This is a genomic window from Pseudomonas sp. PSE14 (genome assembly GCF_029203285.1).
GTDB lineage: Bacteria > Pseudomonadota > Gammaproteobacteria > Pseudomonadales > Pseudomonadaceae > Pseudomonas.
Window position 1 is genome coordinate 236,035 of the sequence record NZ_CP115669.1, and the last position, 13,893, is coordinate 249,927.

Genomic DNA, 13,893 nt, shown 5'->3' on the forward strand with positions numbered 1-13,893 from the left:
CGGCTTGTCAGGGAGCGGGCGGCGCCAGCAGGCCCAGGCTGTCCAGCAGGCGCTCCAGCTCCCGCATGTCCCGCGCCCGTTCGATCTCGCCACTCAGCTTGCTGAAGTCCAGCTCGCCGAACCCGACCACCTGCGCGCCGGCCGCCAGGCCCGCGCGCAGGCCGGGCAGGCTGTCGTCCACCACCAGGCAGCGCTCGGGCGCCACGCCCATCCGCCGGGCGGCGTGGTGGATCAGTTCGGGATCGGGCTTCCAGGCGCCGACTTCGTAGGCGCTGATCACGCGCCCGCGAAAGTCGTCCAACAGCCCCGCGCAGTCCAGGCTGGTCTCGATCTTTTCGCGCGGGCCGTTGGAGGCCACACACTTCGCCACCCGCAGCCGGCGCACCAGTTCCACCGCGCCGGGCATCGGCTGTAGCCGGGCGCGCAGCCAGGGCAGGCTGCGCTGGCGGTATTCGGCGAGGAAGTCGGCGGGCGCCACCTGTGGATAAAGTCGCCCCAGATGCTCCACCACGTCCTGCAAGCGCTCGCCGCGGTAGATCGGCAGGATGGCGTCCACCGTGGTACGCGCACCACGCTCGTCGAGTAGCCGGACGAGCAGTTCGGCGGACAGCTGCTCGCTGTCCACCAGCGTGCCGTCGCAGTCGAAGATCAGCGCGTCGATCCGCCCCGGCATGTCAGGCCCCGGCCACCGTGGCCGTCAGCGCAGCAGGGAAGTCGTGGTGATAGATGGCCGCCCTCGGCACGTCGAGTATCCCGGTCTTGCGCAACTTGCGCAGTACCCGCGAGTTGGCTTCGCACAGGCGCACCTCGATGCCGCGCCGCTGGAGGTCCTCGATCACCTCCCGCAACGTCTGCAGGCCGGTGATATCCATGAAGGGGACCCGGCGCAGGCGGATGATCAGCACCTTCGGGTCGGTGTGGGTCGTGACCAGGGCGCGCTCGAAGGTTTCCGCTGCGCCGAAGAACAGCGGCCCCTCGATGCTGTAGACCAGCACCCCCGGTGGCAGATCCGCCAGCCCTCGCCCGCGCAGTTCCACCTCCAGTTCCGGGCCTTCGTTGGCATGCACTTCCACCGACGACGCCATGCGCCGCATGAAGTGCAGCATGGCGAGGATCACGCCGATGTTCACCGCGATCACCAGGTCGCTGAACACCGTGAGCAGGAAGGTGATCAGCAGGATTGCCACGTCGGCGCGCGGTGCGCGCTTGACCATGAACAGGAAGTGCCGCATCTCGCTCATGTTCCAGGCCACCACGAAGAGAATCGCCGCCAGCGCGCAGAGCGGAATGTTCGAGGCCAGCGGCGCGAGGAACAGCAGGATCAGCACCAGAGTCGCGGCGTGGGTGACGCCGGCCAGCGGGCTGTTGCCGCCGTTGCGGATGTTGGTGGCGGTGCGGGCGATGGCGCCGGTGGCGGCGAAGCCACCGAACAGTGGGGTGACCAGATTGGCGATGCCCTGGCCGATCAGTTCCTGGTTGGAGTCGTGGCGGGTGCCGGCCATGCCGTCGGCCACCACCGCCGAGAGCAGCGACTCGATGGCGCCGAGCATGGCGATGGCGAAGGCCGGACCGATCAGCTCCAGCACGCGCGGCAGGGTCACTTCCGGCAGGCTGAAGCTCGGCAGGCCCTGGGGAATGCCGCCGAAGGCGCTGCCGATGGTGGCCACGCCGTCGAAGTGGAACAGCGACTGGATGGCGGTCACCACCACCATCGCCACCAGCGGGCCGGGGACTCGCTGCAGGGCCTTGATGCGCGGCGTGAAGAGCACCAGCGCCAGACTCAGCAGCGCCAGCAGGGTGGTCGCGATATGCAGTTGCGGCAGCACCTGCAGCAGGTGCCAGAGCTTCTGGTGGAAGTGTTCGCCGCTGACGGCGGGCAGGCCGAAGAAGTCCTTCCACTGACCGACCCAGATGATCACCCCGATGCCGGCGGTGAAGCCGACGATCACCGGCGCCGGGATGAAGCGGATGATCGCGCCGAGGCGGCTAACGCCGAGCAGCACGAGGATGGCGCCGGCCATCAACGTGGCGATCTGCAGGCCGTCGACGCCGTACTTGGCGGTGATACCGGCGAGGATGACGATGAAGGCGCCGGTGGGCCCGGCGATCTGCACTCGGCTGCCGCCCAGCAGGGAGACCAGTGCGCCGGCCAGGATCGCCGTATAGATGCCTTGTTCCGGCTTGACCCCGCTGGCGATGGCGAAGGCCATGGCCAGCGGCAGTGCCACCACGCCGACTATCACGCCGGCTACCAGATTGCGTGTCCAGTGCTCACGGCCGAACAGGCCGGCCTTCCAGGCGTCCAGCAGGGCGATCATCGCGGTCTCCGACGGGGTACTGGCTGCAGATACTAACAGGGCGGCGCGCGGGCGGGTGCTGGCGCAGGTCATGGCCGCGGCGTGCTGTCGCAGGCTGAACGGCGTGAACAAAATATTGCACAACCCTGATGGCGCCTGATTTCCAGGCTGTTCCGCAGACGCCTATATATGGGCGTTCATGATGGGTATCGAGGCCGTCGATTTGCCAGTCGACCGGAAAATTGGCACAATGTGTTCATTATGTTGAACATCAAGGCTCTACCTCTTCCCACTTCCCGCCTGGTTTCGCGCGAGCGTTACTGGACCGGCGACCTCTAGCCCCTCCCTTCGGCTGTCACCTGTTGGTGGCGCCAAGCGCGGCGGAACCTCCGCTGCCCGAGTCGGCGCCACCGAACCCGAACCGAAAACCGCCGCAAGGATGCTGTAGTGCTGTTGCGCGCGGACGCCCGTGGGAGGGCTTGCATCATGCGTTCCTGGATCTATCTGTTTGCCGCCATCGGCTTTGAAGTCGTTGGCACCACTTCGATGAAATTCACTCATGCGCTGTACCCGGTCGCGGGTCTGCTGCTGATGTACCTGATGGTCGGCCTGTCGTACTACTTCCTGTCCCTGGCCATCAAGCATGTACCGGTGGGCGTGGCCTATGCCCTCTGGGAAGGTATCGGCATCGTACTGATCTCGTTGATCAGCGCCGCCTGGCTGGGCGAGGACCTGACCCTGGAGAAAGGGCTGGGCCTGGTCGTGATGATTGCCGGCATCCTGCTGGTGAAATCCGGCACCCGCAAGAACGAGCGTGAGACCGACATGGAGGCCGTAGCATGCTGAACCATGACCTGATTCCGATGGCCTGGCTGGGCCTGGCCATCGTCCTGGAAGTGATCGCCAACCTGCTGCTGAAATACTCCGACGGTTTCCGCAAGCGCATCCTCGGCGTCACCTCGATTCTCTTCGTGCTCGGTGCCTTCACCGCGCTGTCGCAGGCGGTCCGTGGTATCGAGCTGTCGGTGGCCTACGCGGTGTGGGGCGGCTTCGGCATCCTCGCCACCGTGGCCATGGGCTGGGCCCTGTTCGGCCAGCGCCTGGTGTGGCGCGGCTGGCTGGGCCTGGCGATGCTGATCCTGGGCATGGGCCTGCTGAAGCTGGCCTGATCAGCCCGTAGTGACGAAAAGGCGGAGTCTCCGAAAGGGGGCTCCGCCTTTTTCATGGCGTCGCACTTTCATCCTGCTCGGCGCCCGTGGACTTGGTCTGTGTCTTTGTAGGTGGGATCGTTCATCTATTGTACTGAGACACTTCCTACAGCTCCGCTTCCACCGTGAGGCTATGCTCGGTGGGTCCACAGGGCTGTGGATAGTTCGTTCCGATCGATGAGAAGGACCTTCATGATCTCCGTCTACCAACTCAAGTCCCGTTTCCAGAACCTCCTGCGTCCCCAGGTGACCCGCCTTCACCAGCGCGGCGTGACGGCCAACCAGGTGACGCTCGCCGCGTGCGGCGCTTCGCTGCTGGTCGCACTGATCGTGGCGCTGCTCAGCGCCCATACCTGGGTCTTCCTGCTGATTCCGCTGTGGATGTTCGTGCGCATGGCGCTCAACGCCATGGACGGGATGCTCGCCCGTGAGTTCGGCCAGCAGTCGAAGCTGGGCGCCTACCTCAATGAACTGACCGACGTGATCGCCGACAGCGCCCTGTACCTGCCGTTCGCCCTGCTGCCGGGCGTCTCGCCGGGGCTGGTGGTGCTGGTGGTGCTGCTGGCGATCATCAGCGAGTACGCCGGTGTGCTGGGCGTGATGGTCGGCGCCTCGCGTCGCTACGACGGCCCGATGGGCAAGAGCGATCGCGCGCTGTGCTTCGGCATCTTCGGTGCGGGGTTGGCGATTGGCCTCTTGCCGCTGGACTGGCTGAACGACCTGCTGGTGGTGGTGGCGGTGCTGCTGGTGCTGACTATCGTCAATCGCGTGCGCCACGGGCTGTCGGAGCAGCGGGAAAAGTCGGCCGCCTGAGCACGTCTCACGGCCTGAACGGCGGGGATGGGATCGTCCCCGAAGCCATTGAACAGAGGAAGTCATGCGCGAATCTTCGAATCACCACTTCGTTACCCACGACGGCGTCGAGCTGTTCTATCGCCACTGGCCCGCTGCGCCGGCCGCTGATGCGCCACGCCGCGCGGTGCTGCTGTTCCATCGCGGCCACGAACACTCCGGGCGCATCGCCCATCTGGCCGATGAACTGGACATGCCCGGCTTCGACATCTTCGCCTGGGACGCCCGCGGCCACGGCCAGTCCCCCGGCGCGCGTGGCGACAGCCCGAGCTTTGGCACCAGCGTGCGTGACATACAGACCTTCGTCGAACACATCACCGCCACCCATGGCATCGCCATCCGCGAGATGGCGGTGGTGGCGCAGAGCGTCGGCGCCGTTCTGGTTTCCACCTGGGTGCACGACTACGCGCCGCCGATCCGCAGCCTGGTGCTCGCCTCGCCGGCGTTCAAGGTCAAGCTCTACGTGCCCTTCGCCCGGCCGGGGCTGAAGCTGGCCCGCTGGTGGCGCGGCAACTTCTTCGTCAACAGCTACGTCAAATCCAGTTTCCTCACCCACGACCCCGAGCGCATCGCCTCCTTCGACAGCGACCCGCTGATTGCCCGGGCCATTTCGGTGAACGTGCTGCTCGGCCTGTATGAGGCGGCCGAGCGCGTGGTGGCCGACGCCCAGGCGATCCAGGTGCCGACCCAACTGCTGGTCTCCGGCTCGGACTTCGTGGTGCACCGCAAGCCGCAGCAGCGCTTCTTCGACAACCTCGGTACGGCGCGCAAGGAGCTGCACGTGCTGCCCGGCTTCTTCCACGACACCCTTGGCGAGCTGCATCGCGAACAGGCGGTGAGCCGTGCCCGGCGTTTCATGCTCGAATGCTTCGCCCGCGCGCCGGAGCGTCCCGACCTGCGCGACGCCGACCGCTTCGGCTACACCTGCGCCGAGGCCGAGGCGCTGGCGACGCCTCTGCCCAACTGGTCGATCCGCGACCTCTACTGGCGGGCTACCCGCGCCAACATGCGCCTTGGCCGGTTGCTGTCCGACGGCATCAACCTGGGCTTCCAGACCGGCTTCGACTCGGGCAGCACCCTCGACTACGTCTACCGCAACCAGCCCGCCGGCGCCGGTCCCGTGGGCCGCATGATCGACCGCACCTATCTGGAGTCTGCCGGCTGGCGCGGTATCCGCCAGCGCAAGGTGAACATCGAGGAACTGCTGCGCCTGGCCATGGCCGAGCTGCGCAAGCAAGGCCGTGAGGTGCGCATCCTCGATATTGCCGCCGGCCACGGGCGCTACATCCTCGAAGCGCTGCAAGGCGTCGAGCCGTTGCCGGAGAGCGTGCTGCTGCGCGACTACAGCGAGCTGAACGTGCGCGAAGGCTCGGCACTGATCGAGCGGCTGGGCCTGAAGGACCGCGCCCGCTTCGTGCAAGGCGACGCCTTCGATGGCGCCGACCTCGCCGCCGTCGAACCCAAACCGAGCCTGGCGGTGGTCTCCGGCCTCTACGAGCTGTTCGCCGAAAACGGGATGGTCAGCGGCTCGCTGGCCGGCCTCGGCGAGGCGGTCGAAGAGGGCGGTTACCTGATCTACACCGGCCAGCCCTGGCACCCGCAACTGGAGCTGATCGCCCGCGCCCTGACCAGCCACCGCGCCGGCCAGGCCTGGGTGATGCGCCGGCGCACGCAGCTGGAGATGGATCAGCTGGTGGAGGCCGCCGGCTTCCGCAAGCTGGCCCAGCGCATCGACGAGGACGGCATCTTCACCGTGTCCCTGGCCCGCCGGGAGCGCAGCTGATGGCGGCAGCAATGCCGGCGCGCGATCCCGGCGTGCTGCGCCGGGCGGTGATCTGGCTGGTGTTCCTCGGGCCGTTCTTTTTCGCCAGCTACGGTTTCGCCAACTGGGCAGCGGCGCAGCGCGAGGTGGTCGGCGTATGGGTGTTCGACTGGGAGCGCGGCATGCCGCTGTGGCCCTGGACGATCATCCCGTACTGGTCCATCGACCTGCTCTATGGCCTGTCCTTCCTGCTGCCGCGCACCCGCCGCGAGCTGGACAGCCACGCCCTGCGCCTGCTCAGCGCGCAGGTGATCGCGGTGAGCTGCTTCCTGCTCTTCCCGCTGCGCTTCAGCTTCGAGCGTCCGGCGCTGGAGGGCGTGTTCGGCTGGTTGTTCGACCTGCTGATGGGTTTCGACAAGCCGTTCAACCAGGCGCCTTCGCTGCACATCGCGCTGCTGGTGATCCTCTGGGTCGCCTACGGCCGCTATGCCGGTGGCCTGTGGCGCTGGCTGCTGCACGGCTGGTTCGCGCTGATCGGCCTGTCGGTACTGACCACCTGGCAGCACCATTTCATCGACGTGCCGACCGGCGCGCTGGCCGGCTGGCTGTGTGTCTGGCTGTGGCCCCGCGAGGGCCGCTCGCCCATTGCCGCCTGGAAGCTGAGCGGCGATCCGCGCCGGCTGCGCTTGGCGGCTTTCTACGCCATCGGATCGGCGTTGTGCGCGACGCTGGCATCTGCCGGTGGCGGGGCGTGGCTCTGGCTGTGCTGGCCGTCGGCATCGCTGGCGCTGGTCGCGCTCTGTTACCTGGGCATCGGCGCGGAGGGCTTCCAGAAGCACACGGACGGTCGGCACTCGCTGGCAGTCTCCTGGCTGCTGGCGCCCTATCTGCTGGGCGCCTGGATCAATTCCCGCGCCTGGACGCGCCTCCATCCCCAGCCGGACGAAGTGCTGCCCGGCCTCTGGCTCGGCCGCCTGCCCGGCGCTGCCGATCTGGCAGCAAGGCCGGACCTCGCCGTTCTTGATCTATGCGCCGAGCTACCGTGTGCGGCGCACAGCGAAGGCTATGCCTCGTTGCCGCTGCTCGATCTGGTGGCGCCCAGTGCCGAACAGTGCCGGACCGGCGCCGAACTGATCGATACGTTGCGCAGCCATGGCCCGCTGCTGGTGTGCTGTGCGCTGGGTTATTCGCGCAGTGCCACGGTGGTCGCCGCCTGGCTGCTGATTTCCGGACGCGCCGCCACGCTTGAGGACGCCGTGGCGCAGCTGCGCCGGGCGCGCCCGCAGGTGGTGCTCAAGGCCGAACAACTGGCGGTGCTGGCGCAGATCGCCGGCCAGCCGCACTTGCCGCAGGAGGTGAGCCATGTCGGTTGATCCGGGCCTGATCCTGGTCGCGAGCCTCCTGCGCCGCGGCAGCAGCCTCAATGGGCTGTCCTCGGCGCTGACCGTGCTCGCCCTGGCGCTCGGCTTCTACGGTGTGCTGATGGCCAGCGCCACGCTGGCGTTCAGCCTGTGCATGGCGCTGCTGGTGCTGCTGGGCCTGGTGCAGAAGTTCTACGCCATGCGCGTGGCGCTGGATGCCGATCTGTTCCAGGCCATGGCGAATGCCGGGGATGCGTTGCCGGAGAAAACCCGCCAGCTGGACGACGCGCTCGCCACTTACGCCGGCGTACCTGCGGACAAAGCCGGCCGTCCCTGGAGCGAGCGCAGTCGCGGTGCGCTCGCCCTGTTGCGTCGGCAGGCGCTGTTTTGTGCGGCGCAGTGGCTGCTCGCGCTGCTGTGCCTGATCACCCTGACCTTCCAATCCTGAGGAACGTACCCGGAATGCTGGAACGACTCTTCGCCTACGCCATCATCGCCGGTGCCCGTGCGGTGACCGGCCTGCGCAGCTTGTGGATCGGCACCACGCCGATTCCGGCGCAGCGCATCTACTACGCCAACCACAGCAGTCACGGCGATTTCGTCCTGCTCTGGGCTTCGCTGCCCCCAGAGCTGCGCGCCCGCACCCGGCCGGTGGCTGGCATGGACTACTGGGGCAAGGGCGGCCTGCGTGGCTTCATCATCAATCGCGTGTTCCATGGCGTGCTGATCGACCGCCAAGGCACGGCCGAAGGCCGCAATCCGCTGGAGCCGGTGGAGCAGGCGCTGGCCGATGGCGACTCGCTGATCCTGTTCCCCGAAGGCACGCGCAACCTCGACGAGGAGGTGCGCCTGCTGCCATTCAAGAGCGGCATTTATCACCTGTCCAAAAAACATCCAGAGGTGGAGCTGGTGCCGGTGTGGCTCGACAACCTCAACCGTGTGATGCCCAAGGGGCGCGCGCTGCCGTTGCCGCTGCTGTGCACTCTGAGCTTCGGCGCACCGCTGGCGGTGCAGGAGGGCGAGGGCAAGGAGGCCTTCCTCGAACGCGCCCGCGAGGCGCTGCTCAAGCTCGCTGCGCCGGAGGGCCACTGAGATGAACCAGACCTGGCTGCTCTTCGGTGGCATCGGCGCCATCCTCGTTCTCGCCTCGCTGGTCGGCGCGGTGCTGCGCTGGAAGGCGCCGCCCGGACCGCATGCGGTGATCGACAACCTCAACGCGCGGATCAATGCCTGGTGGGTGATGGTCGCGGTGATCGGCGGTGCCTTCGCGCTCGGTCACTGGGCGGTGATCCTGTTGTTCTACGGCGTGTCCTTCTATGCCTTGCGCGAGTTCCTCACGCTGATGCCGACCCGCCGCAGCGACTACCCGGCGCTGGTGGCGGCGTTCTACTTCGTGCTGCCAATGCAGTACCTGCTGATCGGCATCCAGTGGTACGGGCTGTTCTCCATCTTCATCCCGGTCTACATGTTCCTCCTGCTGCCGATCCTCGCCTCGCTGGGCGGCGACTCCAAGCATTTCCTCGAACGTGCCTCGAAGGTGCAGTGGGGGCTGATGCTGGCGGTGTTCTGCATCTCCTTCGTGCCGGCGCTGCTGACGCTGGACATCGCCGGCTACGAGGGCCGCAACCTGCTGCTGATCGCCTTCCTGGTGATCGTCGTGCAGCTCTCGGACGTGCTGCAGTACGTCTGCGGCAAGCTGTTCGGCAAGCGCAAGATCGCGCCGAACCTGTCGCCGTCCAAAACCGTGGAAGGCTTCGTCGGCGGCGTGGCGCTGGCCACCCTGGTCGGCGGCGCATTGTGGTGGATCACGCCGTTCAAGCCCTGGCAGGCGCTGCTGATCGCGCTGATGATCAACATCCTCGGCTTCTTCGGTGGGCTGGTGATGTCGGCGATCAAGCGCGACCGGGGCGTGAAGGACTGGGGCCACATGATCGAAGGCCACGGCGGCATGCTCGACCGCCTGGATTCGGTGTGTTTCGCGGCGCCGGTGTTCTTCCATTTCGTGCGCTATTGGTGGACCTGACGAGCGGCGGGCCAGGTAGGACGGGCCTCAGGCTCGGGTGAGCGAGTTTTTCCAGCACTGGCCGGGGCCGCCGCATTTCCGGGCGCGGGTTCGCGGCTACGCTTGATTGGGTCGCTGGCAATTCGCCGTATGGCCAGCGAGGCGCCAGGGCGGGCAGCCAGTCGACTCACTGCGAGGCCACAAGCAAATGGGAACTCACTCCATTGTTGAGCTCTTTTGGCGTACTTTCGGCGGAGTACGCCCATGAACACGCTATTTGACGGTATTTTCTCCCCCGCCTGCCTGATCACGGCTACCGGTGCGTTCTGCACCGAGGCGGTGATCGCATCATTGCGTGGCCACTCGTCAGCGCGACTGATAGGGACCAACATCCAGCCCCCGGAGTGGTGCGCCACCTCGGCGTTGCTGGATGCCGCCTATCAGGTGCCCCCTGCACGGGACGTGGACGCTTACATCCGTCGCGTACTGTCGATCTGCGAGGCCGAGCGGGTGACCCATGTGCTGCCGCAGATCGATCCAGAGATCGATGCGTTCGCGCTGCATCATGAGCTGTTCACCTCCCGTGGCATCACCCTCTGTATGCCGCCGCTGGACACCATCCACATCGCCCGTGACAAGTGGCGGGTGTTCCAGGCCTTCGAGGATGTCCAGGGCATCCGCGCCATTCCCACCTGGCGCCTGCAGGACCTGCCGGTGCCGGGGCTGGAGCTGCCGCTGATCGCCAAGCCATGCGACGGCCGCAACTGCGAAGGGCTGGTGCGTATCCACGACCCGGACTACCTGCGCTACATCCAGGACAAGTGCCAGGATCGCGAATACATCGTGCAGCCGCTGCTACCCGGCGAGGTGTGCGTCGTCGACGTGGTACGGCACGCCGGTACCGGGCAGTGGGCCGGCATGGCCCGGCAGGAACTGGTGCGTACCTCCAACGGCGCCGGCCTGACCGTGCAGATGCTGCCCGATGCGTCGCTGGTCGAAGCCGCGGGCCGGGTCGCACAGGTGCTCGGCGTGAATGGCTGCATCAACATGGAATTCCTCGTCCATGAGGGCGACGCACTGCTGATGGACGTCAACCCGAGGTTTTCCGGTGGGATTGCCTTCACCAGGCTTTCCGGCTACGACATGGTGCTCAACCATTTCCGCTGCTTCTCGCGTAGCGAACTGGATGCGCCGGTCGTGCCGGCACCGGCGATCCATGCGCGGCATTACGTGGAGGTCACCACAGTCAGCGGGATGTAGGGGGGCGTTCCCGAGCGTGATACCGCATGGCGCGCTGCGCGCAGGTTCAATCCTGGGCGCGCCGCGTCGTCGGTGATCTGCTGCGCCGCGAATCTGGGGCGCGAAATTCCCAACCTTTCATCATCCGGCGCGCCGTTGCAGCAATACAGCAGATACTCTGCAACGTGCGCTGCGCGATTGCGCGCAGTGCTGCGTTTTTGCATACGCCCTTCCACGCCACCCCACGGCGCACGGGCGTTTCAGGCTGGCATGCAACATGCCTTGCTCCTCCTGCCGGCCGCCTGGCGGCCGCACCGCCGTGTTGGGAATTTGCATTTGGAGATCTGCCTTGGAGGGAGAAATGGACCCGCTAAAACTGCTGCTGGACAGAGGCCTGCTGCTGTCCGACAGCCTCACGTCCCAGGGACGCTTCATCGAAGTTTCCGCCGAGCAGACCGATCAGCTCGGTTATGCGCCCGGTTCGCTGGATGGCCAGGGCGCCGAGCTGATCTACACCGCCGACTCGCTGAACGCGCTGATGCAGCTGTTCGCCAACCCACCGGCCGATGAGCGCGTACAGGACCTGGAACTGACCCTGATCCGCCACAACGGCGGTCTGTTGCCGGTGCTCGCCAGCGGCGTGCTGCAGTGGCGCGACGGCGAGCCGGCGCGCCTGCACCTGGTGAAGATGCCGCTGGGGCCGATCAGCCGCCGCCTGGGCGAGCTGCAGAGTGCCAACGAAGTGATGAGCCAGATGCTCTTCAGCGCGCGGGTCGCCTACTGGTGCATCGAGTTCGCCGAGTCCGTGGACGTGCGCGAGACGCCCGACGAGATCGTCCGCCAGGTGTTCGAAAACCGCTCCTACTGGCGTATGTGCAACCGCGCCATGGCCAACATCTACGAGATGCCCGCCGACGTCGACTTCAGCGAACAGCCGGTGCGCCTGTACTGGCCGCGCAGCCCGGCCAACGAGGAATTCGTGCGGCGCCTGATCGAGGCGGACTTCCACGTCGATGGCGCGCTGTCGGTGGACCGCCGCCACGACGGCTCGCCTGCCTATGTGGAGAACGATGTGCGCGCCAGTATCCACAACGGCCGCATGCTGCGGATGTGGGGCAGCCTGCGCGACGTCAGCCAGGAACTGCGCATGCAGCACGATGCCGAGCAGCGCATCGAAGCGTTGCGCCGGGTGTTCGACGCGGTGCCCGACGCCGTGCTGGTGATCGACGAGGCGGCCCAGCCGCAATGGCGCAACGCGGCCTTCGAGCAGACCTTCGGCATCACCCGCGCCGCCGGCCTGGCCTCCACACTGAACCGCATGCCCCTGCCCGAGCGCACCTGGCAGGTGCTCGACCTGCCCGACCAGTTCGGCAACTACCAATCCTTCAACAGCCACTGCTCGCGCATCCTCATCCGCGAGGGCGTGGCCTGGCGCGTCTTCGTGCTGCGCCAGGCGAACAAGGCGACGGAGCTGCATCCATGAGCGAAGAAGGTTTCTTCGCGTCCCCGCGCATGGGCATGCGCTCCTCGGTCAGCGCCTCCGGGGAGATGCTTTCCGCGCTGTTGGAGACGCCGGCGCTGCATGCCCTGCTGGACAGCTTCAGCGAGGCGCTGATCGTCTGCGACGGCGACTCGCGGGTGCGCTTCATCAACCTTGCCGCGGAGCGGGTCAACCGCGTCACCCGCGTCGATGTGTTGGGCCTGCCGGACGTGGATTTCTTCCAGCGCTCCGCGCTGCAGTTCGACGATTTCCAGCAGGCCCTGCGGCGCGGCGGCAAGAGTGCGTTGACCCGCTCCCGCGATGGCCGGGTGTTCCTCACCCGGGCCCAGGCGGTACCGACGACGGCCTACGAGAAGCCCTACTGCCTGCTGATCCAGCGCGAATACGAGCCGGGCACGGCGGGCAGCCTGCGCAGCCCTTCCGGGCGCGCCTCGACCACCGACCTGTCGGGCCTGGGCGACCCGCAGGACAACGCCCTGCACATGTCGCCGCTGCTCTCCTCCATCGCCGACATGGGCGTACGCGCCTTCCGCCGCCGCGCGCGCCTGCTGCTGCTCGGCGAGCCCGGCGTGGGCAAGACCGCCATCGCCCGGCACATCCACCGCGCCGCCGGCTGGGGCGACCGGCCCTTCATCGACGTGAACTGCGCGAGCATCCCGGACACCCTCTTCGAATCGGAGATGTTCGGCTACGAACGCGGCGCCTTCACCGGCGCGTTGCAGTCGGGCAAGCGCGGCTATATCGAGAGCGCCTCCGGCGGCACGCTGTTCCTCGACGAGATCGGCGAAATCCCGTTGCAGGTGCAGGCCAAGCTGCTCAAGTTCCTGGAGGACGGCACCATCCAGCCGGTGGGTTCGCCGTTGTCCAAGCAGGTCCAGGTGCAGGTGATCGCCGCCACCAACAAGGACCTGCGCGCCCAGGTGGCGGCCGGCGAATTCCGCGCCGACCTCTACTACCGCCTGGCCGTGCTGCCGGTGGAAATCCCGCCGCTGCGCGCCCACCGCGACGATCTGCCGGTGCTGATGGACATCCTCCTGGCGCGCATCAACCGCGACCGCCAGCCGCTGCTGCGGTTGTCCTCGGCGTGCCGGGAGCGCCTGCTGGCCTACGACTTCCCCGGCAACATCCGCGAGCTGGTGAACATCTTCGAGCGCCTCGCCGTGCTGGCCGACGACGTGGCGGAAGAGCTGCACCTGCCGCCGGAACTGCTCGGCGCGCCGCCGGCCGGCAGTCCCGTCGCCGCCGACGAACCGGCTGCGGCCATCGACGATCAGCCACTCAAGGCCCAGGTGCAGCGCTACGAGCGCCAGGTCATCCTGCGCGCCGTGCGCCTGTGCGGCAGCAAGCGCAAGGCGGCGATCCACCTGGGTATCGACGTCGGCACCTTGATCCGCAAGTTGCAGCGGGACGAGTGAGCGCCGCCTGATAGTCCGCGATTTTCTGAAAAGCCCCTCACCCCAGCCCTCTCCCAAAGGGAGAGGGGGCCGTCTGGAGCGCGCGAGTGATTGCGAGTCAGCCGGCGAGCTCGCAAGGTGAAGCTCATGCCGATCAGTCCCCTCTCCCTCCGGGAGAGGATTAGGGTGAGGGCGGCCGAAGGCCCCGAGTTGCGACAAGGTTCGCGAGCAAGCTCGCTCCTACAGACAGCATTTCCTCAGCACCCGATCACGCCGT

At 67.1% G+C, this 13,893-nt stretch carries 14 protein-coding genes; 11 read left to right on the top strand and 3 right to left on the bottom strand.

Annotation, left to right across the window (positions count from 1 at the left end):
- Window positions 1–7: 7 nt before the first annotated feature.
- Both O6P39_RS01085 and sulP read right to left on the bottom strand, forming a co-directional pair.
- Entirely contained in the window at window positions 8–673 is a 666-nt protein-coding gene (locus O6P39_RS01085; RefSeq protein ID WP_275609650.1) for an HAD family hydrolase, read from the bottom strand.
- A gap of 1 nt (window position 674) precedes the next feature.
- On the bottom strand, window positions 675–2,318 hold the full coding sequence (gene sulP, locus O6P39_RS01090; protein ID WP_275609651.1) for a sulfate permease: 1,644 nt from the start codon (window positions 2,316–2,318) through the stop codon (window positions 675–677).
- 465 nt (window positions 2,319–2,783) lie between these two features.
- Here sulP and O6P39_RS01095 point away from each other — a divergent pair, with 465 nt between their 5' ends.
- From O6P39_RS01095 to O6P39_RS01135, 9 genes are all read left to right on the top strand, one after another.
- Complete coding sequence (locus O6P39_RS01095; RefSeq protein WP_275609652.1) at window positions 2,784–3,143, top strand: multidrug efflux SMR transporter; 360 nt, start codon at window positions 2,784–2,786, stop codon at window positions 3,141–3,143.
- Window positions 3,137–3,466: a multidrug/spermidine efflux SMR transporter subunit MdtI gene (gene mdtI / locus O6P39_RS01100; RefSeq protein ID WP_275609653.1), complete on the top strand. Its 330-nt coding sequence runs from the start codon at window positions 3,137–3,139 to the stop codon at window positions 3,464–3,466. The genes O6P39_RS01095 and mdtI overlap by 7 nt, the downstream gene beginning before the upstream one ends.
- Window positions 3,467–3,697: 231 nt before the next feature.
- Window positions 3,698–4,318 carry a CDP-alcohol phosphatidyltransferase family protein gene (locus O6P39_RS01105; RefSeq protein WP_275609654.1) on the top strand — a complete coding sequence of 207 codons (621 nt, stop codon included), beginning with the start codon at window positions 3,698–3,700 and terminating at the stop codon, window positions 4,316–4,318.
- Window positions 4,319–4,382: 64 nt separating this feature from the next.
- Entirely contained in the window at window positions 4,383–6,140 is a 1,758-nt protein-coding gene (locus O6P39_RS01110; RefSeq protein WP_275609655.1) for a bifunctional alpha/beta hydrolase/class I SAM-dependent methyltransferase, read from the top strand.
- 11 nt (window positions 6,141–6,151) lie between these two features.
- The gene (locus O6P39_RS01115; RefSeq protein WP_275612054.1) at window positions 6,152–7,492 is read left to right on the top strand and encodes a phosphatase PAP2/dual specificity phosphatase family protein; all 1,341 of its coding nucleotides are present in this window, start codon (window positions 6,152–6,154) and stop codon (window positions 7,490–7,492) included.
- Window positions 7,482–7,928: a hypothetical protein gene (locus O6P39_RS01120; RefSeq protein ID WP_275609656.1), complete on the top strand. Its 447-nt coding sequence runs from the start codon at window positions 7,482–7,484 to the stop codon at window positions 7,926–7,928. The genes O6P39_RS01115 and O6P39_RS01120 overlap by 11 nt, the downstream gene beginning before the upstream one ends.
- Before the next feature lie 14 nt (window positions 7,929–7,942).
- Window positions 7,943–8,572: a lysophospholipid acyltransferase family protein gene (locus O6P39_RS01125; protein WP_275609657.1), complete on the top strand. Its 630-nt coding sequence runs from the start codon at window positions 7,943–7,945 to the stop codon at window positions 8,570–8,572.
- Between the two features lies 1 nt (window position 8,573).
- Window positions 8,574–9,503, top strand: coding sequence for a phosphatidate cytidylyltransferase (locus tag O6P39_RS01130; RefSeq protein ID WP_275609658.1), 930 nt, complete (start codon window positions 8,574–8,576; stop codon window positions 9,501–9,503).
- 243 nt (window positions 9,504–9,746) lie between these two features.
- Window positions 9,747–10,742, top strand: coding sequence for an ATP-grasp domain-containing protein (locus tag O6P39_RS01135; RefSeq protein ID WP_275609659.1), 996 nt, complete (start codon window positions 9,747–9,749; stop codon window positions 10,740–10,742).
- Here O6P39_RS01135 and O6P39_RS01140 read toward each other — a convergent pair.
- Complete coding sequence (locus O6P39_RS01140; RefSeq protein WP_275609660.1) at window positions 10,709–10,945, bottom strand: hypothetical protein; 237 nt, start codon at window positions 10,943–10,945, stop codon at window positions 10,709–10,711. The two genes, O6P39_RS01135 and O6P39_RS01140, sit on opposite strands and share 34 nt — an antisense overlap.
- A 137-nt stretch (window positions 10,946–11,082) precedes the next feature.
- Between O6P39_RS01140 and O6P39_RS01145 the strand changes: the two genes are divergently transcribed.
- Both O6P39_RS01145 and O6P39_RS01150 read left to right on the top strand, forming a co-directional pair.
- On the top strand, window positions 11,083–12,204 hold the full coding sequence (locus tag O6P39_RS01145; protein ID WP_275609661.1) for a PAS domain-containing protein: 1,122 nt from the start codon (window positions 11,083–11,085) through the stop codon (window positions 12,202–12,204).
- On the top strand, window positions 12,201–13,637 hold the full coding sequence (locus tag O6P39_RS01150) for a sigma 54-interacting transcriptional regulator (RefSeq protein ID WP_275609662.1): 1,437 nt from the start codon (window positions 12,201–12,203) through the stop codon (window positions 13,635–13,637). Before O6P39_RS01145 ends, O6P39_RS01150 begins: the two co-directional genes overlap by 4 nt.
- Window positions 13,638–13,893 lie beyond the last annotated feature (256 nt).

Coding starts and splice junctions, on each gene's coding strand:
- O6P39_RS01135 (WP_275609659.1), top strand. CDS start 9,747: ATGAACACGCTATTTGACGGTATTTTCTCCCCCGCCTGCCTGATCACG.
- O6P39_RS01130 (WP_275609658.1), top strand. CDS start 8,574: ATGAACCAGACCTGGCTGCTCTTCGGTGGCATCGGCGCCATCCTCGTT.
- O6P39_RS01110 (WP_275609655.1), top strand. CDS start 4,383: ATGCGCGAATCTTCGAATCACCACTTCGTTACCCACGACGGCGTCGAG.
- O6P39_RS01145 (WP_275609661.1), top strand. CDS start 11,083: ATGGACCCGCTAAAACTGCTGCTGGACAGAGGCCTGCTGCTGTCCGAC.
- mdtI (WP_275609653.1), top strand. CDS start 3,137: ATGCTGAACCATGACCTGATTCCGATGGCCTGGCTGGGCCTGGCCATC.
- O6P39_RS01105 (WP_275609654.1), top strand. CDS start 3,698: ATGATCTCCGTCTACCAACTCAAGTCCCGTTTCCAGAACCTCCTGCGT.
- O6P39_RS01150 (WP_275609662.1), top strand. CDS start 12,201: ATGAGCGAAGAAGGTTTCTTCGCGTCCCCGCGCATGGGCATGCGCTCC.
- sulP (WP_275609651.1), bottom strand. CDS start 2,318: ATGATCGCCCTGCTGGACGCCTGGAAGGCCGGCCTGTTCGGCCGTGAG.
- O6P39_RS01140 (WP_275609660.1), bottom strand. CDS start 10,945: ATGCAAAAACGCAGCACTGCGCGCAATCGCGCAGCGCACGTTGCAGAG.
- O6P39_RS01115 (WP_275612054.1), top strand. CDS start 6,152: ATGCCGGCGCGCGATCCCGGCGTGCTGCGCCGGGCGGTGATCTGGCTG.
- O6P39_RS01095 (WP_275609652.1), top strand. CDS start 2,784: ATGCGTTCCTGGATCTATCTGTTTGCCGCCATCGGCTTTGAAGTCGTT.
- O6P39_RS01085 (WP_275609650.1), bottom strand. CDS start 673: ATGCCGGGGCGGATCGACGCGCTGATCTTCGACTGCGACGGCACGCTG.
- O6P39_RS01120 (WP_275609656.1), top strand. CDS start 7,482: ATGTCGGTTGATCCGGGCCTGATCCTGGTCGCGAGCCTCCTGCGCCGC.
- O6P39_RS01125 (WP_275609657.1), top strand. CDS start 7,943: ATGCTGGAACGACTCTTCGCCTACGCCATCATCGCCGGTGCCCGTGCG.